This is a genomic window from Clostridium sulfidigenes (genome assembly GCF_000732635.1).
GTDB lineage: Bacteria > Bacillota > Clostridia > Clostridiales > Clostridiaceae > Clostridium_J > Clostridium_J sulfidigenes.
This window is the reverse complement of record NZ_JPMD01000001.1, coordinates 1-26,083: the sequence shown is the minus strand read 5'-3', so window position 1 is coordinate 26,083 and position 26,083 is coordinate 1. Positions and strand designations below refer to the sequence as shown.

Sequence of the window (26,083 nt, the reverse complement as noted above, 5' to 3'; positions counted from 1 at the left end):
ATCACTGCACCTCCTCTACTACAACTTTGATATATTTTCCATAACTAATTTCTAAATTCTTTAATCCCAATAACATCGTTTCTAGTAGGACTTGTGTACTTTCTATTTCCACATGAGATAACTTAGATACATCTAAAGCTATGTTTCCCTCTTCCGCGATATATGTAGGTTTTAACTTTAGCACCTCTAACACTCCTAAGATTGTTACCTGGGCTAAATTACTTACAGAACCACAAACAACATCATCATAAACAGTTGTATTTTGCTTAACATCAAAATACTCAGCATGCCCATATACATGAAATGATACTAACATGCTTTTTTTTCTTTTGAAAGTTACCTTAATCATAATTAAGCTTCAATCTTCTCAATTACAACTTTAGTAAATGGTTGTCTATGACCTTGTTTCTTTCTGTAGTCTTTCTTTGGCTTATATTTGAAAACTATAACTTTCTTAGCTTTTCCTTGTGCTACTACTTTAGCAACAACTTTAGCTCCTTCAACTACAGGCTTTCCAACTACTAAACCGTCTTCTTTTCCAACTGCTAAAACCTTATCGAATTCTACAGTTGAATCAACTTCAGCTTCAAGTTTTTCAACGAATAAAACGTCTCCCTCTTGAACTCTGTATTGCTTTCCTCCAGTAAGTAAAACTGCGTACATTAAATACACCTCCTCAATCCAGTCTCGCCATCTCAGGTATAACTTACAAATTCTTTACAAAATTTTATAAGTTAGTTTAAAAACCTTATGTGTGCGGTCTACAAATGACATTTTAACACATACGCTGATGATTGTAAAGCAACTTATGGTATTTTTTTATTGATGACTATCATCTCTAATATTGCCATCTTATTCAAAATTATTACTTACATCTAGTTTTTGCAGAAAATACTTTTAATTCTTCCATAGCTTCAATTTGGCTATGAAAAATTAAAGATTCAACTTTAAAATTATCTAGATTTTCCTGAAATCTAATAAAAATATCACAGTCTAGCCCATCTAATTTCTCCACAAAAGTTACAATATCATTGTTTATTTCATTCTCATAGTTTCTATCTAGTTCTATATAGATATTTTTAATTCCCTGCTCTGATTTTATTTTTTTCACTTTACCTTTTAAAATGCTTAATATATATTCTAAAGATACTTTTTCTCCTGTACCTTTACAATAAACACAGGAATTAAAAACATAATCACATATGGATTTACCATATTTTTTTCTAGTTATCTGAACTAAATTTAATTCTGTGAAAGGATATATTTTAGTATTATGCTTATCATCCTTAAACTCTTCTTGTAAAACTTTTAAAACTTCAGCTTTATCTTCATGAGATTTCATATCTACAAAATCTACTACTATTATCCCACCTAGATTTCTCAGTCTTATCTGTTTTACTACTTCCTTAGCAGCCTCCATATTAGTTACTAAAATATTTTTTTCCTTTAAGGATGGCTTTATGTTTTTAGCCGTATTTACATCCACCACATTCATGGCTTCAGTACGTTCTAACACAATGTTACCACCACTGGATAAGTTAATTTTATTATGTCTTAACGCTAAAATTTCTTTTTCTATGCCATAATTATCAAATATGGATAAATCTCCTTCATAAAAACTTAGATGAAGATTTTCTAAGCGCTTTTCTTTAATTAACTTTTCATAGTAAAGGTAATCTTCATAATTATCAACTACTATCTCAGCTCCACCTTCAGTATAATTTCTTAAGACCCTACTTAGGATCCCATTATCTTTATAGAGAGGTCCTACTTTAGATGAGTAAGTAAACTTATTACATATTTCTTCATATCTATGTATTAACTCACTTATTTCTTCCTTTAAAATGTTTATATCAATATTTTCTGCTTTTGTTCTAATTATTATTCCAACATCCTCAGGTTTTGATATATCTTCTTCTATTAATTCTTTAAAATTTGGTGTTTTAATCTTTTTTGAAATTTCTATATGGCTATGTTCTTTAGTAAGTACTGCATAGGCTCCTGGTAAGGAAAGGTTTCTAGTTACCTTTGGGCCTTTTTTATCTATCTCTTCCTTTACTACCTCTACCATAACTTCATCACCTTTTTTTAAGGTGTTTATATGCTGATTTTTTTCTAGGGAAAGATATCCATTTTTTTCATAACCTATATCTATGAAAGCACCATGAATAGAAGGTACTATATTTTTAATTACACCTCTATATATGTCTCCTACCTTAGGTCCTTCTGTATCTTCTTCTATAAAACACTCTTTAAGAATATCACCATATTTCACTGCAATCTTTAATAATGTATTTTGTCTTTCAATGAATATTTTTTTCATTAAATCAACTCCTAGTACTGTGCAAAATACGCTTGAAGTGTAAGTAGTTCTTTTCCTTTAAAAGCATACATTTCTACTCTTTTTATATCAACAAAGGCATCTTCCTTAATTCCCTTTACGTGAGTTTTTATAAATTCACTAAGTAAACTTGCTGATAGGTTTTCTCTACTTCCACAACTAAGAAGTCCTTCTATAGTTAACATTTTATTATCTATGGAGTACTTTATCTCTTTAACTAAAGGTTTAATATCTGTTTCCTTTTCTCCTGATTTAGATTTCTTTAAAATTGTCCATTGACTTAAATTCATTAAAGAATCCATATCTAGTGCAGACTCATCCTGAAGTTTAAACTTTATTATATACTTAGCTGCATCTATGGTAGCCATGGCTTGTTGATTTTTCTGTCCTTCTTTTCTGGCTACTTTGGTAACGGATAAAAATTTTACTCCACCTACTGTATTTTCATTTAAAGTCTTTAGGATTTCCTTTTCATCAAATGCTTCAATAAACACTGCATCTAAGTATTCTCCTGTAGAATATACCCCTACTGATAGGGGTTGTGCTATAGATATGCTCATATGAGGATTAAACCCCTTAGAATACTCTATTGGTAGTTTTGCTCTTCTTATAACTCTTTGTATAGTTCTCATTAAATCTAAATGAGATAAAAACTTTATTTCACTTTCTTTAGTGTATTTTATTAAATAACGCACCATGAAAGCACTCCCTTTCCTTAAAGCTAGTATTGATTCCACATCCTGTACATCTCTCTCTACAGTCTGGTGTTAAAACCATTTCTTTAGCTTTTTCATTTTCACTTATTAGATAGCTTTTACTTACTCCTATATCAATGAAGTCCCATGGTAAGATTTCATCATAACTTCTTTCTCTATAAGCATAGAAATCTCCATCTACCCCACATTCTTCAAAAGCTTCTTGCCACAATTCAAAGTTGAAATACTCGTTCCAACCATCAAACCTAGCACCCTTTTCAAAGGCCTTCACTAGAACATCACAAAGTTTTCTATCCCCTCTTGCAAATACTGCTTCTAGGTAGCTAAGTGCCGATTCATGCCAATTGTAGTTAATAGCCTTACTTTTTATAGCATCTCTAAGACTTGAAATTTTTTCTCTCACTTCAGCCACTTGATTCATTGGAGCCCATTGGAAAGGTGTAAATGGCTTTGGTACTAATATAGAAGTACTTACTGTAACTCTTAAGCCCCTCTTTCTTACATCCCTAGGTACATGGAAGTATTCCTCTACTACCTTTTCTGCTAAATGTGCAATTCCTTCTACGTCTTCTACGGTTTCGTAAGGAAGTCCTATAACAAAGTATAGCTTTATAGTTGACCAACCTGATTCAAAGGCATTTCTAGCAGATCTTAATAAGTCTTCTTCTGTTACCCCTTTGTTTATTACATCTCTCATCCTTTGAGTTCCAGCTTCTGGAGCAAAGGTTAATCCTGTCTTTCTTACCTTTTGTATCTCCTTTATTAAATCTACAGAGAAGGCATCTATTCTAATTGATGGTATAGATACTCCTATTTTTTCTTCTCCATACTTTTCAATTAAAGAAAATATTAAGTTTTGGATATTAGAGTAATCACAAATACTTAAGGAACTTAGAGAAATCTCCTGATAACCTGTGTTTTTTACTAGAACATCGATTTCTTCCATAAGCTTTTCTGTGGTTTTTTCTCTAACTGGTCTGTATATCATTCCTGCTTGGCAGAATCTACATCCCCTTGTACAGCCTCTAAAGGTCTCTATAACTATTCTATCATGAATAATTTCTGTATAAGGAACTATGAATTTTTCTGGAGAATTGTTAGCATTAAAATCTGAAACTATTCTCTTTTTAACAGTTTTAGGTACATCCTCATACTTTGGAGTCATGTCCTTAATAGTGCCATCTTCATTGTAATTTACGTCATAAAGGGATGGTACATAAACTCCTTGAATCTTTGAAATAGCTCTTAGGTATTCGGCCTTTGATTTACCCTTCATTTCCTTATAAACATCTAAAACATCATGGGTAACTTCTTCTCCTTCACCTAATATGAAGACATCAGCTATATCATATAAAGGCTCAGGGTTATAAGCACAAGGACCTCCCATCATGATGATAGGATATTCTTCTCCCCTTTTTGAAGCTCTAACTGGTATATTACACATATCTAACATATTTAAGATATTAGTATAGCTCATTTCATATTGAAGAGTAAATCCTAAAATATCAAATTCACTAAGGGAATCCTTAGTTTCAAGAGTTCCTAGTGGAATGTTATTTTCTCTTAGTAGTTTTTCCATATCTGGCCAAGGTGCAAAGCATCTTTCACAGAAGGTATCCTCTCTCTCATTCATAAGATGATATAGAATTTTTGTTCCCAAGTGGGACATTGCCACTTCATAAACATCTGGGAAACAGAAAGCATATCTAATATCTACACTGTTTTTATCTTTATTATATGAGTTTAATTCTCCACCTATATATCTAGCTGGTTTCTCAACTCTGTACAAAATATCGTCGGAAATTTTATTCATTGAGTATCCTCCTTAAGTTAATTCAACTTAGCTTAAGAGGATTTTACATCCGCTAAAGCTAAGTTTCATTTTAGCACAACTATATAATATTTCAAGTAACTATACTATTTTTCATAGCTTTCTAGAAGCTCTTCAAGAGTTATATTTCCCAATTCCTTAATTCCATTTAATATATCCTCTTCATATAAAACTCCTATCATGTTCATTTCATCATCAAGTACAGTAAATACATTATACTTGTTTTTATCTATTAATTCTATTAATTGTAATATATTTATTTTGTAATAAACAGAAATACTTTTATTTTCTAGGTATCCTCTACCTATTAGCTTTTCCTTTTTTTTGATGATATATCCCATTATTATATAAGCTATCCTCCCTTTTTCCTTATAGGAAATCATTAATATAAATATAGAAAAAAAGGCAAAATCTAAAACCAGTCGCTCCATGCATAATCCCATTAAAAAGATTGCTCCAAATATATATCCTATTACTATACTTATATTTAGCGCAATCTTATTAGCTTTTTTATATATGAGCTTAATATTAAGAATATCTCTTAATATACGACCTCCATCTAAAGGAAATGCTGGTATAAGATTAAATATGCCTATAACTAAATTATAATTGCAAAACTCAATAAAACTAGAATTAGAAAAATATCTGCCTAAAAAATAACTAGTTAAAGCAATTAAAAAATTCCCTATAGGACCACTTAAGGATATAATAATATCTTCCTTAGGAGTTGCCTCTTCTAGCTCCTTTAGTTTTAGTGTAGTACCTATTGGTAATATATCTATAGAAAATCCTGAATAACCTAATATTCTTGCTGTTATTAAATGAATGATTTCATGGATGATTATGATTATAAAACCTATAATTAACTCACTTTTAAATCCTATAATCAATATTAAAATTATATAGGGTATTAAGTATTTGCTTATTCGTATCAATGATTTCCCCCTAATAATCTTGCTATATCATAGTTTCAAAATTAAAGCATTTCTCTGGGTTTAAAATATTTCCCATATAAAATACTTCTATACTTAATATATTGCCTTCATCTCCCTTAACTGTACCAATAACTTCTCCTGTATCAACAGCATCTCCAATTTTAACTTTGCTACCACTAATACCATAATATTTCATCTCAATACCATCACCATAGTCTAGGATTAAGGTAATTTCTTTTCCTTCAGTTACACTCTTTACCTTTCCTGGGAAGGATGCCTTTATATCAGTTTCATTAGTTAGGCTTAAAGAAAGTCTATTATCTTTTATAGTGATTTGATTTTTATCCTTTATGGTTATGGGGTTTACATAGTTTTCTTTTATATAATTTTCTTTCTTTTCTTCAAAATTAACCATAGACTTTACTTCATTAAAAACTTCAGTTATTTTTTCTTCCTTAAATACATCCAATATATTTTTTTCTTTAAATGCTTGGACTATATTTTCCACAGTAATATTTTTTTCCTTCAATAAACCATTATTTATAATTGCTATGCTCTTATCATATACCTTATTAACGTAACTGTTAGGATATGTTCTAGCGAAAAATAGTCCAGCTAGAAGAACTAGAACTATTACGCATTGAATAATCAATATATTAGCAAAGCCTTTCCCAAAAATGTTTAAATAAATGGGGAAGGTATTTCTTCTACTATTTAATTTATAGTTACTACCTTTAGTACTATTTCCACTATATTTTGTAGGTTTATACTCACTGGTCCCTGTTTGTTTTTTCATATTAGAATAATATTTTTGATAATATTCATTATAAATTCCCATAAAATATCCCCCCATAATTTATTATTACTAATTTATATATATTAAAAAAAACTAACTTTATGATGGGTGTGAAAATTTATTTTCATAAGAGCATAATAAAAAAAGACTGTCTCAGTATATGTCAATCCTAAAATAATGTTAATCATGGACTTATATTAAAGTACAAATTCAACATTTTAAAAAGATTGACAAATTGTGTTGAGACAGCTTCTTTTATTAATATTATTATTAATTTTATTATCTGTTTTTTAAAGCCTTCATGAATACTTCTGCTGTACCTATATTAGTTGCAAGAGGTATACAGTGAACATCTGAGAGTCTTATAAGGGCTGTTACATCAGGTTCATGGGGTTGAGCTGTAAGAGGATCTCTTAAAAAAATTATCATATCCATATTTCCTTCTGCAAGTCTTGCTCCTATTTGTTGGTCGCCGCCTAAGGGGCCTGATAAAAATCTATATATAGGAAGACCAACTATTTCATTTATAAGTTTTCCTGTAGTGCCTGTAGCATAAAGTTCATGATCCTTTAGCACATCCTTATATCTTTTAGCAAAATCAATGATGTCATCCTTCTTTTTATCGTGTGCAACCAATGCAACTCTCATTTAAATCACTCCTAAAAATTAATTTTATTCTTTCTCATACCTATATTTAAAGCTAATCCTAAAGATATAAAATAAGTTAACATAGAACTTCCACCATAACTAACAAAAGGTAATGTTATACCTGATATAGGAAGTAATCCAATGGTCATCCCGATATTTTGAATTATTGAAAATAGTATAGATGCTATTACACCTACCACTATAATACCTCCAGCTATATCTTTTGAGTTCTTTGCTATATTTATAAGTTTGCATAAAAGTATTCCATATAACATCATAAGTACTAGAGCGCCAACTAATCCCCACTCTTCACCTAATACAGCAAAGATAAAGTCTGTATGGTTTTCTGGTACAAACTTATATTGTTTTCCATTCATAAATCCCATACCAAATATTCCGCCAGAACCTATGGCTATTTTAGATTGAATTAGCTGCATCCCTTCTGCTTGTGCATAGCTATCTGGATCAATAACAGCTTTAAATCTTATTTTCCAATATTCTTTCATAAAAGGTGAGTTCCAAATTCCTACAACTGCCACTACTACTGCAGAAAGACCTCCAACTATGATTTTCCAATTTAAGTTTGCTACAATTACAATTCCCAACATTATAAAAAATGAAACCATGGTAAGCCCCATATCTGGCTGTATTACAATGAGTATCATTGGAATAGCTGCATACATGGCTATTTTAGAAAATGTTTTTATATTATTTATATCACCTTCAGCATCCTCTATAACTTTTGCAACCATAAGAATCATCCCAATTTTTGCAAACTCTCCGGGCTGAATAGCTCTATTTCCTAAACTAATCCAAGCATTAGCCCCATTTACTGCCTTACCAGTTATATCATTGAAAAGCAAAAGTATAACTGCTGCCCAATATATAACAGGTGCATAATTTAATATTTGTACATAGTCTAAAGTTAATATGAAGTATATAGTTATCATACCCACAATCATCCAAGCAAATTGAAGCATGGCATATTTAGCTCCAATTGCAGAGTAAATATTAACTATACCAAAGGCTACAATTAAAAATACTACAATTAAAATACTAAAATCTATATTTTTAATTAACTTATCATTAATTTTAAATTTCTCTAATAATTTATTCATTTGCATCTCCCTCCATACCTGTTCCTATTATATCATAACAAGGAAAAAAAGCTATGAAAAACATAGCTTTTTTGATTACCTTCTCTTAACTTTTTTAATAGGTATACTAGCCACTAAAGCTGGGGAATTCCCATCATATTCATCACTAGTAGTTATTCTTATTTCAATTTCTTCTTCACTTTCAATTTCTGCATAATTAGATATAGTCTTAAGTAACTCCATTTTAATATTTTCTAAAAAATCTGGCGAAACGGTAGCTCTATCATGGACTAGAATAAGTTTTAATCTATCTGCAGCAATATCCTTTGAAGATACTTTGCTTGAAAAAATTTTAAACAAGTCCATATCTAATTTCTACCTCCTCCAAATAATTTTTTTATTGCACCCATAAATCCTTTTTGACCGTATATTTCATTAAAATCTAGGAATGGTACTTCTTCTCCTAAAATTCTACTTCCAATATTCTTAAAGGCTTGACCAGCATAAGCAGAACTGTCTAACACTATAGGCTCACCTTTATTAGTAGATATGGTTACCTTTCTATCATCGGGCACTACCCCTATAACTTTAATAGCTAAACACTCCTTTATATCTTCTATAGTCAACATTTCCCCATTCTTAGCCATATCAAAGTTCATTCTGTTAACTATAAGCTCCTGTCTTTCTATCCCCTTAGCATCTAACTTTCCAATAACCCTATCTGCATCTCTGACAGATGTGATTTCTGGATTTACAACAACAATAGCCCAGTCTGCTCCTACAATAGCATTTTCAAAACCTTGTTCAATACCTGCAGGGCAGTCTAAAATTACATAATCAAACTCTTGTTTTAACTGTGTTACCACTCTTAACATTTCATTTATATCTACATCATTTTTATCTCTAGTTTGTGCTGTTGGAAGAAGAAATAAATTGTTAAACCTCTTATCTTTTATAAGTGCTTGTTTCAATCTACACTTTTCTTCAATAACATCAACTAATGTAAATACTACTCTATTTTCAAGTCCCATGAGAACATCTAAGTTTCTTAATCCTGTGTCTCCATCGATAACAACTACTTTTTTATCCATTGATGCTAAAGCTGTACCTATGTTTGCTGTAGTAGTAGTTTTTCCTACTCCACCTTTCCCAGATGTTATAACTATAGCCTCTCCCATTTACTAATACCTCCGATTAAATATATTTATTTATTGAATATGGTTCTAAAACAATATTTCCATTTTTAATTCTTGCCAATTCTGGATACCTAGGTTTGTCCATATCTTCTGGAGATCTAGTGATAAGATCAGCAATTTGCATTATTTGTGGTGTTAATGCAAAGGCTGCTATTATAGCACCATTATTACCATTAATCCCAGCGTACACACTACCTTTAACAGAGCCTAATACTACTATATTTCCTGCGGCATATACCTCTGCTCCAGAATTTACATCTCCTACAATAACTATGTTTCCTGAATATTCAAATCTTTGACCACTTCTTATAGTTTTTCTGACAAATTTAGTTTTTCCTTCATGTATACCATTAAAAACCTTTTTATTACTATCTTCTAAATTTATAAAGGAGCAATCCTTTATCATAAATTCCGTTGATAAAAAGTCTCTTATTGCTCTTAAATCTCTAGCTTCTAATTGCCTCATATCTACAGTTATTTTAATGGAGGCACCCTTATAGAACCTTCTACCCTTTCGAAGCTTTACTCTCAATGCTTCAATTAAGCTTTCTATAGAGCTAAAGAGTTTAATATTTACAACTAAATTAAGTCCATCTTTTTCGCCTTTAAATTTTATACCATCATCTTGCATATGCAACCTCCACATATCGAGATATTCTTACTATTTCAACGTATAGAGCCTAAATTCCTTCTTTATATTAAGAAAAAATAATTTTTTTGTTGAAATACTTATTATATAACAATATTCCTTTAAAAAATAACAAATGGTAATCCATTTGTTATTTTTTTATTTATATTTAAATTCATAATTAGGATTAGTTTTTAATATCTGTTCCTTAAAATAAGCTTCAAACATTGCCTTGGCAATAGTTCCATCACCATGGGCAGCATCGAATACTATAGAACATACTACAATCTCTGGATTTTCATAAGGTGCAAACCCTACATATACAGAAGCTGCATCCCTTCCTAGTGATTCTTGTAGTGTTTGAGTTACCACGTTAGAAGTACCAGTTTTACCTCCTGTAGTTATAGGAAACCCATTGAATACTGTAGATGATGTACCATTTTCTCCTTGGGTAACCTTTCCCATTCCCTCTTTAATAATTTCAATATTCGCCTTATTGAAACTAGCTTTGCTTATAAGTTTTGGTTCTATATCTTCTATAACTTCTTTAGTCTTACTATCGATAATTTTATCAACTAGCTTTACCTCATATCTTTCTCCACCATTTAAAAGGGTAGCAATATAACTAGCTAATTGTAGTGGTGTAAATTGATTTATACCTTGACCTATGGATGCATCATAGGCATTAGCTGCGGATTTAATATATCCATTAGTGTCATTTACAGCATTATACATTGCTAAAACAATATTATCTATATCATCTTCAGAATATCCTAATGCCTTTATATCTTCATTAGTGTTAATAATATCTTCAACTAAAGGTTTCATTATTTTCATAATATTATCATAGTCAGGTCTTTCATCTTTTTTCATTTCACCCCTAATGGTATCTACTAAAGTCTTTTTCTTAGCGTTTGTAAGCTTTATTTTCTCTAATTCTTTTCCATTACCACTTTCATCTTGTTGGGTAATATCAAAAGGCTTGTAGTGAGATGATGCATTCACTGAGCTGATTCCCTTTTGTAAATATTCAGCCATTTGATTTATAAATGTATTCGCTTGAACATTTTTATTTGATTCATAATTATACACTTGACCAAAGTTTTCTTCAATCTCTATACCAGTAGATGCCTTTAGTTCACTCCCTTGTGGTAATCCTAGTCCTAGTTGCCAACCATATTTTGCTATTAAATCTAAAGCATTTTTAGGGCTTTTCTCTGCACCACCTTTTACAAAAAGACGATCAGCTACATCATAGAAAAAATAGTTACACGAAACCTCTAAAGCTTTTTTCACATTGGTAGGTCCATGAGAGCCACGATGCATATTATATATCCAACATGCTCCTTCATAACTAGGGTATCTGTGATTATAATATCCATCATCTATAACCGTAGTGTCTTCAGTAATAACACCTTCCTCTAATCCCGCAAGGGCAGTAGCCGGTTTAAAGGTAGATCCTGGTGGAACTAGTGATAATGTTCCGTAATTATAAAATGGTTTAGGGAATATATCATATCTATCTTCTCTTCTTGTAGTATTTCCTGGTATACTTTTATCTATTGGGAACATTCTATCAAGCAATAGTTGTTCTCTTTTTTCTAAGCTTAAAGTTGTTAATTCATCAGCTGTTAAAATACCCTTTATATTTGCAAGACCTCTTTTTTTAATATATTCTTTTCCCATGGCTTCTAAATCTGGGTTAAAGTATTGTTGTGACAATTCAGTAGTTAATTTTCCAGGGTCAGTAAATATATTAGGATCAAAACCTGGTTTACTAACAAGGGCTAACACTTCCCCCTTAGTACTTATGGCTACGGCTGCTCCTCTAGTGGCATTAGTACTATCTCCATAATAATTTTTTCCACTCTTTTGAAGATTAGTCATCACTTCATCCAGTGCCATTTCTGCAGCTCTTTGTACATCCATATCAATATTTAATTGCACAGTTTTTCCTTGATAAGCTTCTACCTGTCCTAGAGTTCTAACTCTACGTCCCTGCTTATTAATTTCTATACTCTCTTGTCCCTTAGTTCCCTTTAAATAGGATTCATAGGCTGCTTCAATACCTGCTTTTCCTATGTCATCAGTACTTACATCATAACCCTTTTCTTCATATTTATCTTGTTCCCAAGGGTTAATTTGAGACATATACCCTAGAAATGCTGAACCTAACTCTCCATTAGGATAAGATCTCATAGGCTGAGTATCAACTATTATACCTGGCATATCTGGTTGTAGTTGCTCAAATACAAAGGCAGTTTCTTGATCTAAAGTATTTGCAATTACTACTGGGCTATACCCTGAAAAACTTTGCATCTTCATAGCATCTTTTAATAGTAAAAATCTTCTTCTTTCATGAAGGGTTAACTCATAGTATCTATCTACACCATAATCTTTCTCTAAAGTTTTATAGGCCTCTTCTGCAGTTATCTGTAATAACAAAGCATCCATATATTTTTTTTGCTCTTCCGTAAGCTCTGAAACCTTCTTGCCCTCACCATATTCTTTCTTTACTACCAGCTCTAAAAAACCTCTATCCTTTTTAAATCTAAGTTCTAGCCATTTTCTGCTTGATTCATCGGTAGCTTTAAAGTTATATTCTAGCTTTCCTTCATTATTTATAATTATAGGAAATTCATCTACAATTGGTATTTGCTTTTTATCTAATATTTCAAAAACTTTAGACATAGTTTTAAAGAAATGCTCTTTACTTTCTTCTGTCTCACTAAATTGTAATACATAATTTTGAACACTTTGGGCAAAAACTTTACCATTTCTATCTACTATATCTCCTCTAGCTGCTGCAACGGATACTGTTTTATATTTATTGCTATTTGCTCTTTCTCTATAATCCTCTACCATTACTATTTGTAAAAAAAGTAATCTTGAAGTAATTCCAATGAAGATAACTACCATAGCTATATAAAATAAATTATATCTTGAAAAACTTTTTTTTATTTTTTTTATTTCTAATTATTTTTTTTATTTTTTTTTCATACTTTCTTTAGAATCTCCATTCCTTTTTTATAGTTTTGGTTTCACTAAACTTAAGTATAATCCTATATATCAGTAAAGCTATTATCATCTCATAAATAGCTTTATATATAATTAAGTGTAAAAAATTATTACTAGCTCCTATTAATATAAATATAGCAAAAATAGCAATACTCTTTAGTAAACTTAGTAGGAATGTTGAAAAAATAGGTATTACAACCTTATCCTTAAAAATTCCTTTTCCAATTTTAGCTGCCATTAAACAAATTAACATGTTTATTAACATGTTAATTCCCATGACTCCCGGAAAATAAATGTCTTGAAGAATCCCTGTTATAACACCAATAATTGTTGCTTCACCATATCCATTTATAATGGAATAACAAACTATAAATACAAAAAGAACGCTTGGATATATATTTTTAATAGCAAAAAAAGTTATAATGGTATTATCAAAAATAAAAAGAATGGTGATTATTAAAAATAAATATAATATTTTTTTAAATTTATTATTAGTTTTTAACATCTCTTTTTTCCTTTGGCACTATAATTACAAGTTGCTCTACCTTATTAAAATCTACTGCAGGCTTCACAATTGCACTCTTTACAACCTTTGCTCTATCCTCATAAATTTCTAGAACTTCTCCTATTTTAATTCCTTTTGGATATATGCCACCTCGTCCAGAGGTTAGTATAGTGTCCCCTTCTTTAATTTTTGAATCTAAGGAAAGTCCTGTAATTTCCGTAAGAAATTTATCTTCATTTCCCTTATAACCCTTTACAATACCATTACTTTCTTCAGTGCTCAATACATATCCTGCTACAGCCATATTCTCATTACAAATAGATTGAACTATACTCCAATTACTACCAACACTAGTAACTTGACCAACTAGTCCTTCTCCTTCCAATGCAATCATACCTTTTTCTATTCCATCTTTTTCGCCTTTATTGATTACATATCCATCCAAAAAATTATTTCCAACTAACCCCAAAATATCTACACCTATATAATTATACTGACCATTTGCATCAGCAAAGTTTAACATGCCTCTAAGTCTGTCATTTTCTTTTCTTAAAATATCATTTTGAATAGCATTAAATTTCAACTTCTCATTTTGACTTTTTAACTCATCATTTTCACTTTTTATATTTCCTATATTAAGTACTAAACTAAAAGAACTTTTTATTTTACTACCTATTTTATAAACAACACCTTGAACAGAGTTTATAGCACTTCCTACACCATTTTCCACCATTGACATATTATCTTTTTGAACTGAATAACCAATTAACCCCAAAAAGGACACTGACAGTAGTATAACTATTACTGCCAGCTTATTCTTGAATATCTTCATTTTTTATCTTCTACTCATAATATCTACATTATCTAATGCTTTTCCAGCTCCTACAGCTACACAATCTAATGGTATTTCTGCTATATTTACTGGCATATGGGTTTCATGGGCTATTAGTGCATCTAATCCTTTTAATAAGGCTCCTCCACCTGTAAGCATTATACCTTTATCCATAATATCTGCTGCAAGTTCTGGTGGTGTTTTTTCTAGTGTTGTTTTTATAGCCTCTATAATAGAGTATACAGGTTCTCTTAAAGCTTCTCTTACTTCATCTTCACCTATTTCTACTACTTTAGGAAGACCACTTATTAAATCTCTTCCTCTAATTTGCATATTCTCTGCCTTTTCTTCTACCTCGTAAGCTGAACCTAATTGTATTTTTATATTTTCTGAAGTTCTCTCACCAATCATTAAGTTATATTGTTTTTTTATGTATGCTATAATTGCTTGATCTAATTCATCACCTGCAACTCTTAATGACATACTTGTAACAACTCCACCTAAAGATATTATTGCTACTTCTGTAGTACCTCCACCGATATCTACAACCATGCTTCCTGTAGGTTCTCCAACTGGAAGTCCAGCACCTATAGCTGCTGCCATTGGTTCTTCTAATAATCCAACTTCTCTAGCTCCAGCACTCTTAGTTGCTTCTTCAATTGCTCTCTTCTCTACTTCAGTTACTCCAGATGGGAAACAAACTACGATTCTTGGACTTTTAAAGGAATTTTTACCTCCAACTTTTTCAATAAAATGTCTAAGCATTTTTTCAGTTACATCAAAATCTGCTATAACTCCATCTTTCATTGGTCTTATAGCTACAATATTTCCTGGTGTTCTACCTATCATATTTTTAGCTTCATTACCTACAGCTAAAACTTTTCCTGTATTTTTATTTATTGCTACAACGGAAGGCTCTCTAAGTACGATACCCTTTCCTTTAATATATACTAATGTGTTTGCAGTTCCTAAATCTATTCCAATGTCTCTAGAACTTCCAAAAAAACCCATAAAAACTCTCCTCTCAATCTATATAATACCTTTTTCTTTTAAGCTTATATAAGCTTCGTTACCAATAATAATATGATCTAAAACTTCAATTCCTAGTAATGTTCCACACTCCTTTAGTCTTTTAGTTATTAGTATATCCTCTTTGCTAGGTGTTGGATCACCTGATGGATGATTGTGACACAATATCACTGATGCACTACTAAGCTTTATAGCTTCTATAAAGACTTCTCTCGGATGAACAATGGAACTATTTAAATTTCCTATAGAAATATCTTTAACTGATATAATTATGTTTTTAGTATTTAACATAATTAGCTTAAAATATTCTTTTTTTAAACCTTTCATTTGTCTCATCATATAATTAGACACATCTTTAGGACTACTTACAATATGCTCTTCACCGGATTTAAAAGAATTAAATCTGGTAGCTAGCTCTGCAAGGGCTAAAACTTGGGTAGCTTTAACCTCCCCTATTCCTTTTACCTGCTTTAAATCATTAATACTGGGGCTGGAAATTCCATTTATGCCTCCACAATGAGATAATAACCTATCACATAGATTTAAAACACTATCTTCCTTTGTTCCAGTCCTCAATATAAGGGCTAAAAGTTCAGAATTAGACAGGTATTCTGCCCCATACCTTAACATTTTTTCTCTAGGTCTTTCATTTTTAGGTAAATCTTTAATCTTTAATTTATAGTTCATAAACTAACTCCTTTATTGATTTACCCCCATCTCCCTTAGTGATAAATATAAAGTATTTAAAGGCAATCCTACTACATTGTAATAACAGCCATTAATATTCTCCACAAAAATAGCAGCATTATCTTGTATCCCATAGGCACCAGCTTTACCATTACATTGACCTGATTCAATATAACTAAGTATCATATCCTCAGATAGGTTCATAAATTTAACTTCAGTACAAACGCTTTTTCTTATTAATTCATTGGTTTTACTGTTTATTAAAACTAGCCCGGAATAAACTTTATGTACATTTCCACTGAGTGACCTTAGCATTTCAAATGCATCTTTATCATTTATTGGTTTCCCAAGAATTTTCCCATTTAAATATACTACAGTATCACAGCCTATGACAATACAATCTTTCTGCACTTTATTCAAAATATTTCTAGCTTTTCCTTCAGCTAAATCACACACATGTTTATCTATATCACCTTGAAATTCAACAGAATCCTCATCAAAGTTACTAATCTCTATTTTAAAATTATCTACTAACCTTTTTAATAATTCCTGTCTTCTTGGTGATGCAGAAGCTAATACTATATCCATAACTTCCTCCTAGAATCTCTTAAATAATACTATTGCTAAAACCATACCTACTATAGCCATTAAATTCAGACCAAATCCTAGTCCAAAAGTTAATTCTAAGACCTTTAAATCAATGACTAAAGGATTTTTTAATCCTATAAAGTAGTTTTTTCCTAAAAAATCTAAGGCTTTAAAAGTATTTCCTAAAAATTCTCCAATAAAGCTTCCAGAAATAGCCCCCAGAAGAGTTATAAATACATACTCTTTAGCGGTTTTATATGATTTTCCCATAAAAAACATCCCCCAGTATATTTAAAATGTGCAATATACTATTTGTATTAACCAATATAACATTTTATATCTAATATAGTGTAACATTTAATATTTTTTTACACAAGACTATAACAAATTTTTTAAACTTTTTTTTATAAATTAAGGCTATCTGTGAACTTTTGTTCACAGATAGCCTTATATCAACTTATTAAAAATAATATATACCTTATTTTTTAAACTTTATTAGCTGGTCATAAACATATTTTAATACTTCTCCATCCTTATTTTTATCTACTTCATCTGGAAGAGCCTTTATATATTCCTTCAAAGAATTAACTTCATTGTATTGTTTCATGTTCTCATCTATTTTCTCCAATCCATCTATCCACTTTTTAAGTTCACTGGTATTAATAGATTTTACACCACTTTCTGAAGTCTTATTTACAACTTGCAACAAACTATCTACAATTTCACAAAATTGTTTTGTAGAATTATCTTCCATAGGTATATTTATAGTTACTTTAGTATTATCTATTCCCTTTTCTTTTAATATTGAAGCTCCATTTTCTATGTTTTTATCAGAATACATTCCAAAATACACCTTAGATAGTTCTCCCTCTTGCCCTATAAAAGGATTACCAAAGGCTGATAATTTATTTAATGTTTCATCAGCGTTACTTTTAACTTTAAATACACCACACTGTAGTATATAAAAATTATATTCTGACACAGCTTTTTCTTCCTTTATTTCAGTTGAATTTCCTTCTTCCTTTACTTCACTTTTACCAGGCACTTTACCGCTATTTTGTTGTTGCTGAGAATTATTCATATCTATACCCTTAATAAATCCTATTTTACCTGAGTCTTTAAGTACAAATTTAAATATAAAAGTTCCTAATAGTAATGCCAAAAGTAAGGTTATAGCTAAATAAAATAAAAAACTGTTACTACTCTTTGGTTTAGATTTAATATTGTATCTTGTGTACTTCATTTTATACCCCCATTTCTAATTAATAAACATTATTTTATACTTTAAAATTTAAACCTTAAAATAATGTGTCCTATTAATTTATATATATAATTAAAGGTAAATATTACTATTATAATTTATTATAAAAATTAAAAAATCGACATAGTCGATTTTTTTTTATTCATGTTATTCATTATAACGAATTGATAGCCTTACTACTCTTCTAATAAATTTTTTTGCCTTGTCATAAGGCATTCCATTAACTTCTAAAAATTTGAATACTCCTAGATTATTTCTTTCTATGGATTTAATAACTTTTTCTATCCTCATAAGTTCATCATTATTATCTTCTTTTGATGAAACCGGTGTAGGATTAAAGTCTTTTTCATCATCAAAGTCTTTCAATAATCTATTTCCATTCTCCTCTACATATCTCTCTACATCATCTTCAAAGTCTTCATCTAAATAAGTCTCCGCAGGAATATCTATGTCCTCATTAGTTTCTTTTAAATCTATAACTTGAGCCAGCTCTTTTTGCATTGGATGTATAAAATTATTTCTTGGCATTATTCCCATCATGCCACATACAGATATGAAATCTTTCATTTCATCGGGCAAAGAATTATGTGTCATAGGCGCCAAGGGTACAAATTCATATTCATTATCAAAAGCCATGAACATACCTCCATTTTTTATATTACATTAAAAATGTATGCCTTTAACCTCTAATAAATTCCTATAACTTTATATTATATCCATATTATCTCCTGGATTATCTTTAAGCTTGTCTATAGAGTGAACATATCTATTGGTAGTAGCAATACTACTGTGAGCTGCAAATTCTCTAACTTTTTCTATGGTAGCTCCTTGAGTAATGGCCATAGTTATAGCTGTATGTCTAGTGGAGTGAACTTTTAATTTTTTATTTATATTGCACTTACTACATATATTTTTAAGCATATAGTTTAAAGTACTAGGATTTAACTTCTCTCCATTTCTATTATTAGAGGAGTGTCCTATAAATAAATAACTATTGTTATACTCTTCTTTATCTCTTCCTGTAACTAAAATGTATTTTTCAATTAAACTTTTCACCTTAGGTTGAAGCTTTACTAAATCTTTTTTATTTCCTTTTCTAGTGACTTCTATTACATCATACTCTCCATACTTTTTTATATGACATATTTTTATATTTATCATTTCTGATTTTCTTAGTGCAGTGGTGAGTGCTAAGGCTAATATAGCTTTATTCCTAAGTCCTAATACAGTTGTAGTATCAATACTTCCCAGTAAAATCTTAGTTTCTTCCTCAGTCAAAAATTCTGTAACTTTATTAGTTACAATAGGTTTTTCTTCCTTCACATTAGCAAAAGGATTAAACTTAATAATTCTTATATCACTGTAATTATCTTCATACTTCATAAGCCACTTATAAAGAGCAGAAAGAGATGATATCTTTCTATTAATAGTTGCAGAAGATAATCCTTGATTTTGCAAATCAAGGATAAATTTTTGAACATGAAATATATTTATTTCTCTTATATTTTCTATGGTTATTTCAGTTACATCTGACTTATTAAAAAAATCCTTTATGTCTTTCTCATAGCTAATGGCTGTATATTTACTTCTTCCACCCTTAATATCTAGGAAGCATTGAATAAAATGTTTATTTTTTTCTAAATAAAGTTCCTTTTTACTATGTAATATTATTTCATTCATAAAATCCTCCTCCTTTACAAAGGCTACTATAGAACAAAAGAACCGCCTAAGCAGTTCTTTTATTTGAATTATAATCCTTCTACAGTAGAAATGATTTCTGTAAGTGCAAGTTCCTCATCAGTTCCGTTAGTTATAATTTTTACTGTATATCCCTTATTAACTCCTAAGGATAATACTCCAATGAGACTTTTTGCATTAGCTCCTTTACCATTACATTCTATAGTAACTTCACACTTAAAAGTAGTAGCCTTTTGAACTAATAAAGTTGCTGGTCTTGCATGCAATCCCTGTGGATTATTAATGATTATTTCCTTTGTTAGCATATTATCACCTCATTTACGAGAAATTATTTTATGCCATTAACAAAGTCTTCTATTCTATTCAATCCTTTTTCTATGTTTTCCATAGATGTAGCATAAGATAATCTTATAAAATCATCTACTCCAAAAGCAATACCAGGTATTACTGCAACCTTCTCCTTCTCAAGAAGTAAGTCACTGAATGTAAGAGAGTCTTTTATAATCTTTCCGTCCACTTCCTTATTTAACACCTTTGATATGTTTACCATAACGTAGAATGCACCTTCTGGTTTAACGCAGGATAAGTTATTTATAGAATTAATTTTATCTACCATAAAATCTCTTCTCTTTTTAAATTCCTGTTTCATTTTTTCAACTTCGCTTTGATCTCCATTTAAAGCTTCTACAGATGCATATTGAGATATTGAACATGGATTTGAAGTAGTGTGACTTTGTATGTTTGACATTAATGAAGTTATCTTTTCACTAGCTGCTGCATAACCAATTCTCCATCCAGTCATAGCATAAGCTTTTGAAACCCCATTTATTACTATTGTTCTATTATAAGCATCTTCAGATAAACTTGCTATAGAAATATGACCACTTTCTCCATATAAAAGTTTTTCATATATTTCATCTGATATAATTATTATATCATGTTTTTGTGCAAAAGTTGCAATTTTCTCTAACTCTTCTTTCGTATAAGCTGTTCCTGTTGGATTATTAGGGCTATTTAGTATCATAGCTTTAGTTTTTTTAGTTACTGCTTTTTCTAAAGATTCAATTGTTAGTTTAAAAGAATTACTTTCTTCTGTGTCAACAAAAGTTGGAACTCCATCAGCCAATTGTACAAGTTCTGGATAACTAACCCAATATGGAGCACCTATTAAAACTTCATCTCCCGGATTTAATATAGATTGAAAAATATTTGCTAAACATTGTTTAGCTCCTGTTGAAATAATTATTTGAGAAGTTTTATAAGTTAAGTTATTATCTTTTTTAAACTTATTTACAACTGCTTCCTTTAATTCAATTATACCTGAAGCCGCTGTATATCTTGTTTGACCTGCTTCAATTGCCTTTATAGCAGCTTGCTGTATATTTTTTGGAGTATTAAAATCTGGCTCTCCTGCACCGAAGCCTATAACGTCAATCCCCTCTGCTTTCATCTTTTTAGCCTTTGCTGTAATTGCTAATGTAAGTGATGGTGAAATTTCCATTGCTTTTTTTGATAGCATCATTATAACTACCCCCATTAATATTTATTCTTTACAATATAAAATAATTAAAACTATCCAAATAAAAGAAATATTATTTAAACCTTTTCATTCGATTATATTCTCAAAAATATAATAAACGAGTTGTATATTCTACATCTAATGAATTTTAAAATGCATTAGAACTTCATATGAAAGATATACTTCATATCTGTATGATACCACTTATTCTATATAGTGTAAAGATTATATGGTAATTTTAACTTACTATTATTATTCTCATTTTTTATATTTACATACTAACTTTTTATATTTACATACTAACTTTTTATAACATTTGTCCAAAGTTTTAAAACTTATTTACCTACATATAAAGACTAAAGACATGAAATTAAAAATTTAATTTCATGTCTTTATAACCTAAAAATTATTTTTAGATTGTACTATCAATTTAATTGCAGTTCTTTCTTCCCCATCAATTTCTACATCTGTAAATGCCGGTACACACACCAGGTCCATTCCACTAGGCGCTACAAATCCTCTAGCTATAGCTACAGCCTTTACTGCTTGATTGATTGCTCCTGCTCCTATAGCTTGAATTTCTGCCCCACTACTTTGTCTTAGTACTCCTGCCAGGGCTCCTGCTACTGAATTAGGATTAGATCTTGCTGAAACTTTTAATACTTCCATATTAAACCTCCTACTACTATTACTACTTATTAAACTAATATTATTAGAATCCTATATATTATTTCTACATTTAATTGAAAATTCCTTTTATTGAAAATACAATTTTAGATTATTGCAAATTATAGTTTCACTTAAAATAATAGACAAAAATAAAAGCCTCCTATTAAATAGGAGACTCACCTTTTTCATTACCTAATTTTACTTTGCATATTCTACTGCTCTTGTTTCTCTGATAACATTAACCTTTATTTGACCTGGATATTCTAGTTCTGATTCTATTTTCTTCACAATATCTCTAGCCACTTCAATAGCACCTGCATCATCAACATCATCTGGTTTAATCATAATTCTGATTTCTCTTCCGGCTTGAATTGCATATGACTTTTCTACACATTCATATGAGTTTGCGATTTCTTCTAATTTTTCTAATCTTTTTATATAGGCTTCTAGAGTTTCTCTTCTAGCACCTGGTCTAGCTGCTGATATAGCATCTGCCGCTTGAACTAGTACTGCTTCTAGAGATTGATACTCTACATCTCCATGATGAGCTGCAATAGCGTTTACAACTATTGGAGATTCATGACATTTTTTAGCTAACTCAGCACCAATTAGTGCATGTGGTCCTTCTACTTCATGGTCTACAGCTTTGCCGATATCGTGTAATAATCCACACCTTTTTGCCATGGTAGGATCCATTCCAAGCTCTGACGCCATAAGACCTGCTAAGTATGAAACTTCTATAGAATGTTTTAATACATTTTGACCATAACTAGTTCTATATTTCAATCTTCCTAAAAGTCTGATTATTTCCACATGTAATCCATGGATACCAGTTTCGAAGGTGGCTTGCTCGCCCTCTTCTCTTATGTCATTCTCAACATCTTTTTTCGCTTTTTCAACCATTTCCTCAATTCTTGCTGGGTGTATTCTTCCATCAACTATTAGTTTTTCTAAGGCAATTTTAGCTACCTCTCTTCTAATAGGATCAAAAGCTGAAAGAATAACAGCTTCCGGAGTATCATCTATTATTAAATCAACTCCAGTTAAAGTTTCAAGGGCTCTTATATTTCTACCTTCACGCCCAATAATCCTTCCCTTCATTTCATCGTTAGGAAGTGATACAACATGTACTGTAGATTCAGCTACATGGTCTGCTGCACATCTCTGTATAGCATATGTTATAACTTCTCTTGCCTTTTTATCGGCTTCCTCTTTAGCTTTAGCTTCAATTTCTTTAATCATTATTGCTGTTTCATGTTTAATTTCTTTTTTTACTTCGTCTAATAGTATTTGCTTTGCTTCTTCTGAGGTTAATCCTGCTACTCTTTGTAATTCTTCTCTTACACTATTATATAATTCTTGTATTCCTGATTCTAATGTCTCAACCTCTTGTTGTTTTTTAGATAATACTTCTTCTTTTCTTTCTATTGATAGGGTTTTCTTATCTAAAGTTTCCTCTTTTTGAAGAACCCTTCTTTCTAATCGCTGAATTTCATTTCTTCTTTCTCTGGACTCTTTATCAAAATCAGCTCTTAATCTATGAACTTCTTCTTTAGCTTCAAGGATTGCTTCTTTCTTTTTAGATTCTGCTTCTTTTTGTGCCTCACCTAAAATCTTTTTAGCATCTTCCTCTGATTTAGATACATTAGCTAAAGATATATTCTTTCTTGTATAAATAAAAACAAAAATAGCGACTAAACAAACAACTAGCGCAATAGCTATTATTAAAATAATTTGACTTGGTTCAGTCAATTTCCAACACCTCCTTTGCTTTTTTTATGACATATATTAGCAGTAAAATGAAAGCTCGAAAAGGTGCATATTCTATTCAATTCCTCTTATATTAAACCAGTATTTGTATTCATTTTATATTACTTTAACATCATTGTCAAGGTTATTACTAAATACTACAAATTCTCTCAACTTAGCTCTTAGGCTCGACTTGAACCTTTTAAAAAAAATTTTTAATTAGAATATCACCTTTAATTTTTACATTAAAATATCACATACTTTAATTATACATTTATTTGTATATTTCATACACAATATTTAAAATTTTAATTAAAAAAGATATGTAAAGCTTAAGTTATATATTTTTACTTAAAGCTTCACATATCTTTTATCTGATTTAATAAAGTAATTTACTTTTCTTCTACTTTATTCTCAACTTTTACTGGATTGTTATTTAATGGCAAAGAGTATTTTTCTCTTATTTTATTTTCTATTTCATTGGCAATTTCTGGGTTTTCCTTAAAAAAGTTTTTAGCATTTTCTCTTCCTTGGCCTAGTCTTACGTCTCCGTAGGCAAACCAAGCGCCACTTTTTTGGACAATTTCTTCTTTAACACCAATGTCTAATATATCTCCAACCCTAGATATTCCTTCTCCATACATAATATCAAATTCTGATTGTTTAAATGGTGGTGCAACTTTATTCTTAGTTATCTTAGCTCTAGTTCTATTTCCTAAAAAAGTTTCTCCTTGTTTAATAGTATCTATCTTTCTTACATCAATTCTTACAGAGGCATAGAATTTAAGAGCTCTTCCTCCTGGAGTTGTTTCTGGATTTCCAAACATAACTCCAACTTTTTCTCTCAATTGGTTTATAAATATAGTAGAGCATTTTGATTTGTTTATAGAACCTGTAAGTTTTCTTAAAGCTTGAGACATAAGTCTAGCTTGAAGACCTACATGGGCATCTCCCATTTCACCTTCAATTTCAGCCTTTGGAACTAAGGCAGCAACAGAGTCTATAACTACTATATCTATTGCACCAGATCTAACTAAGGCTTCTGTAATTTCAAGCGCTTGCTCACCTGTATCTGGTTGAGATACTATTAAGTTATCTATGTCTACGCCTAATGCCTTTGCATAAACTGGATCAAGGGCATGTTCTGCATCTATATATGCTGCACAGCCACCGTTCTTTTGAGCTTCTGCAACTACATGTAAAGCTACAGTAGTTTTACCAGAGGATTCTGGTCCAAAAATCTCAATTATTCTTCCTCTCGGAACTCCGCCAATTCCAAGTGCAATATCTAGCCCTAAACATCCTGTAGATATGCAGTCTATATTTAAAGTGCTCTCTTCCCCTAATTTCATTATTGAGCCTTTACCAAATTGCTTTTCTATTTGACCCATAGCTGCTTCTAATGCTTTTAATTTATCGTTATTCATAAATTCCCCTTTAGGGTTCACATCCTTCCATCACGAACAATAGTTCTTATGTATTTATTATATAGTATTTAATTTATCAGGTCAAGTGTTATAGTAAAGAGTTCCTTTAAATTTCTTTCAAGGAACTCTTTACCATTTTTGACATAGTTATAGAATTATAAACATTATTCATTAATATTTATAATATCTTTTCCTTTAATAAAATAATCCACTCCAGATCCAATAGTTATAACAGCTGCTAGGTATATGGTAACCTGGGTTGTAATATTAAGCCACCCTGGATTATATACTAGAGATAATAGTCCCATTATGATAGCTATCATCTGAATTACAGTCTTCAGCTTTCCCCAATTACTTGCAGCTATTACCACGCCTTGTGAAGCAGCTAATGTCCTTAATCCTGATACTATAAATTCCCTAGCAATTATTACAACTACTACCCAGGCAGCAACAATTCCTTTTTCAACTAAAAGTATTAGAGCGCAGGTAACTAAAAGCTTGTCTGCTAGAGGATCCATGAATTTTCCAAAGTTAGTTATCTGATTTCTGCTTCTAGCTATATAGCCATCTAATTTATCTGTTGCTGAAGCTATAATAAATATTGATAAAGCAATAATATTAGTTGTGGTGGTATCAATCATTGCACATATTAAGAATATCGGAACTAACATTATTCTTAGCACTGTAAGCTTATTTGCAAGATTCATCATTAACATCTCCTACTCCTGAAATTTAACAATCTTATAATCTGTTTACCTAATTTAAATTTACCTCTTATTGTAAATAGTAAAAACAAATTTTTTATAATAGTAATTATAAATTATTTTATCTTATACAAACATTATACAATAAAATCTAAAAATTATTTAGTTTATTAATACTAATTTTACTTTATATCCTTATCTATATTATT

The 26,083-nt window shown here is 30.4% G+C and carries 28 protein-coding genes; all 28 read right to left on the bottom strand.

Annotated features, from left to right (window positions below; all coding sequences use genetic code 11):
• Position 1: 1 nt before the first annotated feature.
• The 28 genes from IO99_RS00140 to pgsA all read right to left on the bottom strand — a co-directional run bounded on the left by IO99_RS00140 (position 2) and on the right by pgsA (position 25,877).
• Complete coding sequence (locus tag IO99_RS00140; protein WP_035128803.1) at positions 2-349, bottom strand: ribosomal-processing cysteine protease Prp; 348 nt, start codon at positions 347-349, stop codon at positions 2-4.
• A gap of 2 nt (positions 350-351) precedes the next feature.
• Positions 352-663, bottom strand: coding sequence for a 50S ribosomal protein L21 (gene rplU / locus IO99_RS00135; protein ID WP_035128800.1), 312 nt, complete (start codon positions 661-663; stop codon positions 352-354).
• Between the two features lie 202 nt (positions 664-865).
• The gene (locus tag IO99_RS00130; RefSeq protein WP_035128797.1) at positions 866-2,323 is read right to left on the bottom strand and encodes an Rne/Rng family ribonuclease; all 1,458 of its coding nucleotides are present in this window, start codon (positions 2,321-2,323) and stop codon (positions 866-868) included.
• An 11-nt stretch (positions 2,324-2,334) separates the two neighbouring features.
• Complete coding sequence (locus IO99_RS00125; protein ID WP_198028534.1) at positions 2,335-3,039, bottom strand: TIGR03936 family radical SAM-associated protein; 705 nt, start codon at positions 3,037-3,039, stop codon at positions 2,335-2,337.
• Complete coding sequence (locus IO99_RS00120; RefSeq protein ID WP_035128793.1) at positions 3,011-4,870, bottom strand: TIGR03960 family B12-binding radical SAM protein; 1,860 nt, start codon at positions 4,868-4,870, stop codon at positions 3,011-3,013. The genes IO99_RS00125 and IO99_RS00120 overlap by 29 nt, the downstream gene beginning before the upstream one ends.
• Positions 4,871-4,974: 104 nt before the next feature.
• Positions 4,975-5,823, bottom strand: a complete 849-nt coding sequence (locus tag IO99_RS00115; RefSeq protein WP_035128790.1) for a site-2 protease family protein — start codon at positions 5,821-5,823, stop codon at positions 4,975-4,977.
• 22 nt (positions 5,824-5,845) lie between these two features.
• A complete protein-coding gene (locus IO99_RS18180; protein WP_051823780.1) occupies positions 5,846-6,661 on the bottom strand; it encodes a M23 family metallopeptidase in 816 nt (271 codons plus the stop codon).
• Positions 6,662-6,898: 237 nt separating this feature from the next.
• Positions 6,899-7,267, bottom strand: coding sequence for a methylglyoxal synthase (gene mgsA, locus IO99_RS00105; protein WP_035128787.1), 369 nt, complete (start codon positions 7,265-7,267; stop codon positions 6,899-6,901).
• A gap of 11 nt (positions 7,268-7,278) precedes the next feature.
• The gene (rodA, locus tag IO99_RS00100; RefSeq protein ID WP_035128784.1) at positions 7,279-8,385 is read right to left on the bottom strand and encodes a rod shape-determining protein RodA; all 1,107 of its coding nucleotides are present in this window, start codon (positions 8,383-8,385) and stop codon (positions 7,279-7,281) included.
• Between the two features lie 75 nt (positions 8,386-8,460).
• Entirely contained in the window at positions 8,461-8,730 is a 270-nt protein-coding gene (gene minE / locus IO99_RS00095) for a cell division topological specificity factor MinE (protein ID WP_035128781.1), read from the bottom strand.
• 2 nt (positions 8,731-8,732) lie between these two features.
• A complete protein-coding gene (gene minD, locus IO99_RS00090; RefSeq protein ID WP_035128778.1) occupies positions 8,733-9,542 on the bottom strand; it encodes a septum site-determining protein MinD in 810 nt (269 codons plus the stop codon).
• 16 nt (positions 9,543-9,558) lie between these two features.
• Complete coding sequence (minC, locus tag IO99_RS00085; RefSeq protein ID WP_035128775.1) at positions 9,559-10,191, bottom strand: septum site-determining protein MinC; 633 nt, start codon at positions 10,189-10,191, stop codon at positions 9,559-9,561.
• A gap of 156 nt (positions 10,192-10,347) precedes the next feature.
• On the bottom strand, positions 10,348-13,107 hold the full coding sequence (locus tag IO99_RS00080) for a penicillin-binding transpeptidase domain-containing protein (RefSeq protein WP_051823777.1): 2,760 nt from the start codon (positions 13,105-13,107) through the stop codon (positions 10,348-10,350).
• A gap of 88 nt (positions 13,108-13,195) precedes the next feature.
• On the bottom strand, positions 13,196-13,711 hold the full coding sequence (gene mreD / locus IO99_RS00075) for a rod shape-determining protein MreD (RefSeq protein WP_035128772.1): 516 nt from the start codon (positions 13,709-13,711) through the stop codon (positions 13,196-13,198).
• A complete protein-coding gene (mreC, locus tag IO99_RS00070) occupies positions 13,698-14,543 on the bottom strand; it encodes a rod shape-determining protein MreC (protein WP_035128769.1) in 846 nt (281 codons plus the stop codon). Before mreC ends, mreD begins: the two co-directional genes overlap by 14 nt.
• Positions 14,544-14,546: 3 nt before the next feature.
• On the bottom strand, positions 14,547-15,554 hold the full coding sequence (locus tag IO99_RS00065; protein ID WP_035128766.1) for a rod shape-determining protein: 1,008 nt from the start codon (positions 15,552-15,554) through the stop codon (positions 14,547-14,549).
• 18 nt (positions 15,555-15,572) lie between these two features.
• On the bottom strand, positions 15,573-16,259 hold the full coding sequence (gene radC, locus IO99_RS00060; RefSeq protein ID WP_035128763.1) for a RadC family protein: 687 nt from the start codon (positions 16,257-16,259) through the stop codon (positions 15,573-15,575).
• A gap of 12 nt (positions 16,260-16,271) precedes the next feature.
• Positions 16,272-16,847, bottom strand: a complete 576-nt coding sequence (locus IO99_RS00055; protein ID WP_035128760.1) for a Maf-like protein — start codon at positions 16,845-16,847, stop codon at positions 16,272-16,274.
• A gap of 9 nt (positions 16,848-16,856) precedes the next feature.
• Positions 16,857-17,117: a DUF4321 domain-containing protein gene (locus IO99_RS00050; RefSeq protein ID WP_035128757.1), complete on the bottom strand. Its 261-nt coding sequence runs from the start codon at positions 17,115-17,117 to the stop codon at positions 16,857-16,859.
• 208 nt (positions 17,118-17,325) lie between these two features.
• Positions 17,326-18,090, bottom strand: a complete 765-nt coding sequence (locus IO99_RS00045; protein WP_035128754.1) for an SPOR domain-containing protein — start codon at positions 18,088-18,090, stop codon at positions 17,326-17,328.
• A 165-nt stretch (positions 18,091-18,255) separates the two neighbouring features.
• Entirely contained in the window at positions 18,256-18,744 is a 489-nt protein-coding gene (locus IO99_RS00040) for a hypothetical protein (protein WP_035128751.1), read from the bottom strand.
• 69 nt (positions 18,745-18,813) lie between these two features.
• Complete coding sequence (locus IO99_RS00035; protein WP_035128748.1) at positions 18,814-19,788, bottom strand: tyrosine-type recombinase/integrase; 975 nt, start codon at positions 19,786-19,788, stop codon at positions 18,814-18,816.
• 68 nt (positions 19,789-19,856) lie between these two features.
• Positions 19,857-20,111, bottom strand: a complete 255-nt coding sequence (locus tag IO99_RS00030) for an HPr family phosphocarrier protein (RefSeq protein WP_035128745.1) — start codon at positions 20,109-20,111, stop codon at positions 19,857-19,859.
• Positions 20,112-20,134: 23 nt separating this feature from the next.
• Positions 20,135-21,328: a pyridoxal phosphate-dependent aminotransferase gene (locus tag IO99_RS00025; protein ID WP_035128742.1), complete on the bottom strand. Its 1,194-nt coding sequence runs from the start codon at positions 21,326-21,328 to the stop codon at positions 20,135-20,137.
• 396 nt (positions 21,329-21,724) lie between these two features.
• Positions 21,725-21,994, bottom strand: coding sequence for a stage V sporulation protein S (locus IO99_RS00020; RefSeq protein ID WP_035128739.1), 270 nt, complete (start codon positions 21,992-21,994; stop codon positions 21,725-21,727).
• Between the two features lie 198 nt (positions 21,995-22,192).
• Positions 22,193-23,746 carry a ribonuclease Y gene (rny, locus tag IO99_RS00015; protein WP_051823775.1) on the bottom strand — a complete coding sequence of 518 codons (1,554 nt, stop codon included), beginning with the start codon at positions 23,744-23,746 and terminating at the stop codon, positions 22,193-22,195.
• A 389-nt stretch (positions 23,747-24,135) separates the two neighbouring features.
• On the bottom strand, positions 24,136-25,170 hold the full coding sequence (recA, locus tag IO99_RS00010) for a recombinase RecA (protein ID WP_035128736.1): 1,035 nt from the start codon (positions 25,168-25,170) through the stop codon (positions 24,136-24,138).
• Between the two features lie 164 nt (positions 25,171-25,334).
• Positions 25,335-25,877 (bottom strand): CDP-diacylglycerol--glycerol-3-phosphate 3-phosphatidyltransferase, encoded by a 543-nt coding sequence (gene pgsA, locus IO99_RS00005; protein WP_035128734.1) that lies wholly within the window; start codon positions 25,875-25,877, stop codon positions 25,335-25,337.
• Positions 25,878-26,083 lie beyond the last annotated feature (206 nt).

Bases quoted from the DNA above. Each gene is read 5' to 3' on its own strand.
- IO99_RS00130 (WP_035128797.1), bottom strand. From the start codon at position 2,323: ATGAAAAAAATATTCATTGAAAGACAAAATACATTATTAAAGATTGCA.
- minE (WP_035128781.1), bottom strand. From the start codon at position 8,730: ATGGACTTGTTTAAAATTTTTTCAAGCAAAGTATCTTCAAAGGATATT.
- IO99_RS00140 (WP_035128803.1), bottom strand. From the start codon at position 349: ATGATTAAGGTAACTTTCAAAAGAAAAAAAAGCATGTTAGTATCATTT.
- IO99_RS00050 (WP_035128757.1), bottom strand. From the start codon at position 17,117: ATGGGAAAATCATATAAAACCGCTAAAGAGTATGTATTTATAACTCTT.
- IO99_RS00055 (WP_035128760.1), bottom strand. From the start codon at position 16,847: ATGGATATAGTATTAGCTTCTGCATCACCAAGAAGACAGGAATTATTA.
- mreC (WP_035128769.1), bottom strand. From the start codon at position 14,543: ATGAAGATATTCAAGAATAAGCTGGCAGTAATAGTTATACTACTGTCA.
- IO99_RS00120 (WP_035128793.1), bottom strand. From the start codon at position 4,870: ATGAATAAAATTTCCGACGATATTTTGTACAGAGTTGAGAAACCAGCT.
- pgsA (WP_035128734.1), bottom strand. From the start codon at position 25,877: ATGAATCTTGCAAATAAGCTTACAGTGCTAAGAATAATGTTAGTTCCG.
- IO99_RS00065 (WP_035128766.1), bottom strand. From the start codon at position 15,554: ATGGGTTTTTTTGGAAGTTCTAGAGACATTGGAATAGATTTAGGAACT.
- radC (WP_035128763.1), bottom strand. From the start codon at position 16,259: ATGAACTATAAATTAAAGATTAAAGATTTACCTAAAAATGAAAGACCT.
- minC (WP_035128775.1), bottom strand. From the start codon at position 10,191: ATGCAAGATGATGGTATAAAATTTAAAGGCGAAAAAGATGGACTTAAT.
- IO99_RS00030 (WP_035128745.1), bottom strand. From the start codon at position 20,111: ATGCTAACAAAGGAAATAATCATTAATAATCCACAGGGATTGCATGCA.
- IO99_RS00080 (WP_051823777.1), bottom strand. From the start codon at position 13,107: ATGGTAGTTATCTTCATTGGAATTACTTCAAGATTACTTTTTTTACAA.
- IO99_RS00035 (WP_035128748.1), bottom strand. From the start codon at position 19,788: ATGAATGAAATAATATTACATAGTAAAAAGGAACTTTATTTAGAAAAA.
- recA (WP_035128736.1), bottom strand. From the start codon at position 25,170: ATGAATAACGATAAATTAAAAGCATTAGAAGCAGCTATGGGTCAAATA.
- IO99_RS00125 (WP_198028534.1), bottom strand. From the start codon at position 3,039: ATGGTGCGTTATTTAATAAAATACACTAAAGAAAGTGAAATAAAGTTT.
- rodA (WP_035128784.1), bottom strand. From the start codon at position 8,385: ATGAATAAATTATTAGAGAAATTTAAAATTAATGATAAGTTAATTAAA.
- minD (WP_035128778.1), bottom strand. From the start codon at position 9,542: ATGGGAGAGGCTATAGTTATAACATCTGGGAAAGGTGGAGTAGGAAAA.
- mreD (WP_035128772.1), bottom strand. From the start codon at position 13,711: ATGTTAAAAACTAATAATAAATTTAAAAAAATATTATATTTATTTTTA.
- mgsA (WP_035128787.1), bottom strand. From the start codon at position 7,267: ATGAGAGTTGCATTGGTTGCACACGATAAAAAGAAGGATGACATCATT.
- IO99_RS00025 (WP_035128742.1), bottom strand. From the start codon at position 21,328: ATGATGCTATCAAAAAAAGCAATGGAAATTTCACCATCACTTACATTA.
- rplU (WP_035128800.1), bottom strand. From the start codon at position 663: ATGTACGCAGTTTTACTTACTGGAGGAAAGCAATACAGAGTTCAAGAG.
- IO99_RS18180 (WP_051823780.1), bottom strand. From the start codon at position 6,661: ATGGGAATTTATAATGAATATTATCAAAAATATTATTCTAATATGAAA.
- IO99_RS00020 (WP_035128739.1), bottom strand. From the start codon at position 21,994: ATGGAAGTATTAAAAGTTTCAGCAAGATCTAATCCTAATTCAGTAGCA.
- IO99_RS00045 (WP_035128754.1), bottom strand. From the start codon at position 18,090: ATGAAGTACACAAGATACAATATTAAATCTAAACCAAAGAGTAGTAAC.
- IO99_RS00040 (WP_035128751.1), bottom strand. From the start codon at position 18,744: ATGGCTTTTGATAATGAATATGAATTTGTACCCTTGGCGCCTATGACA.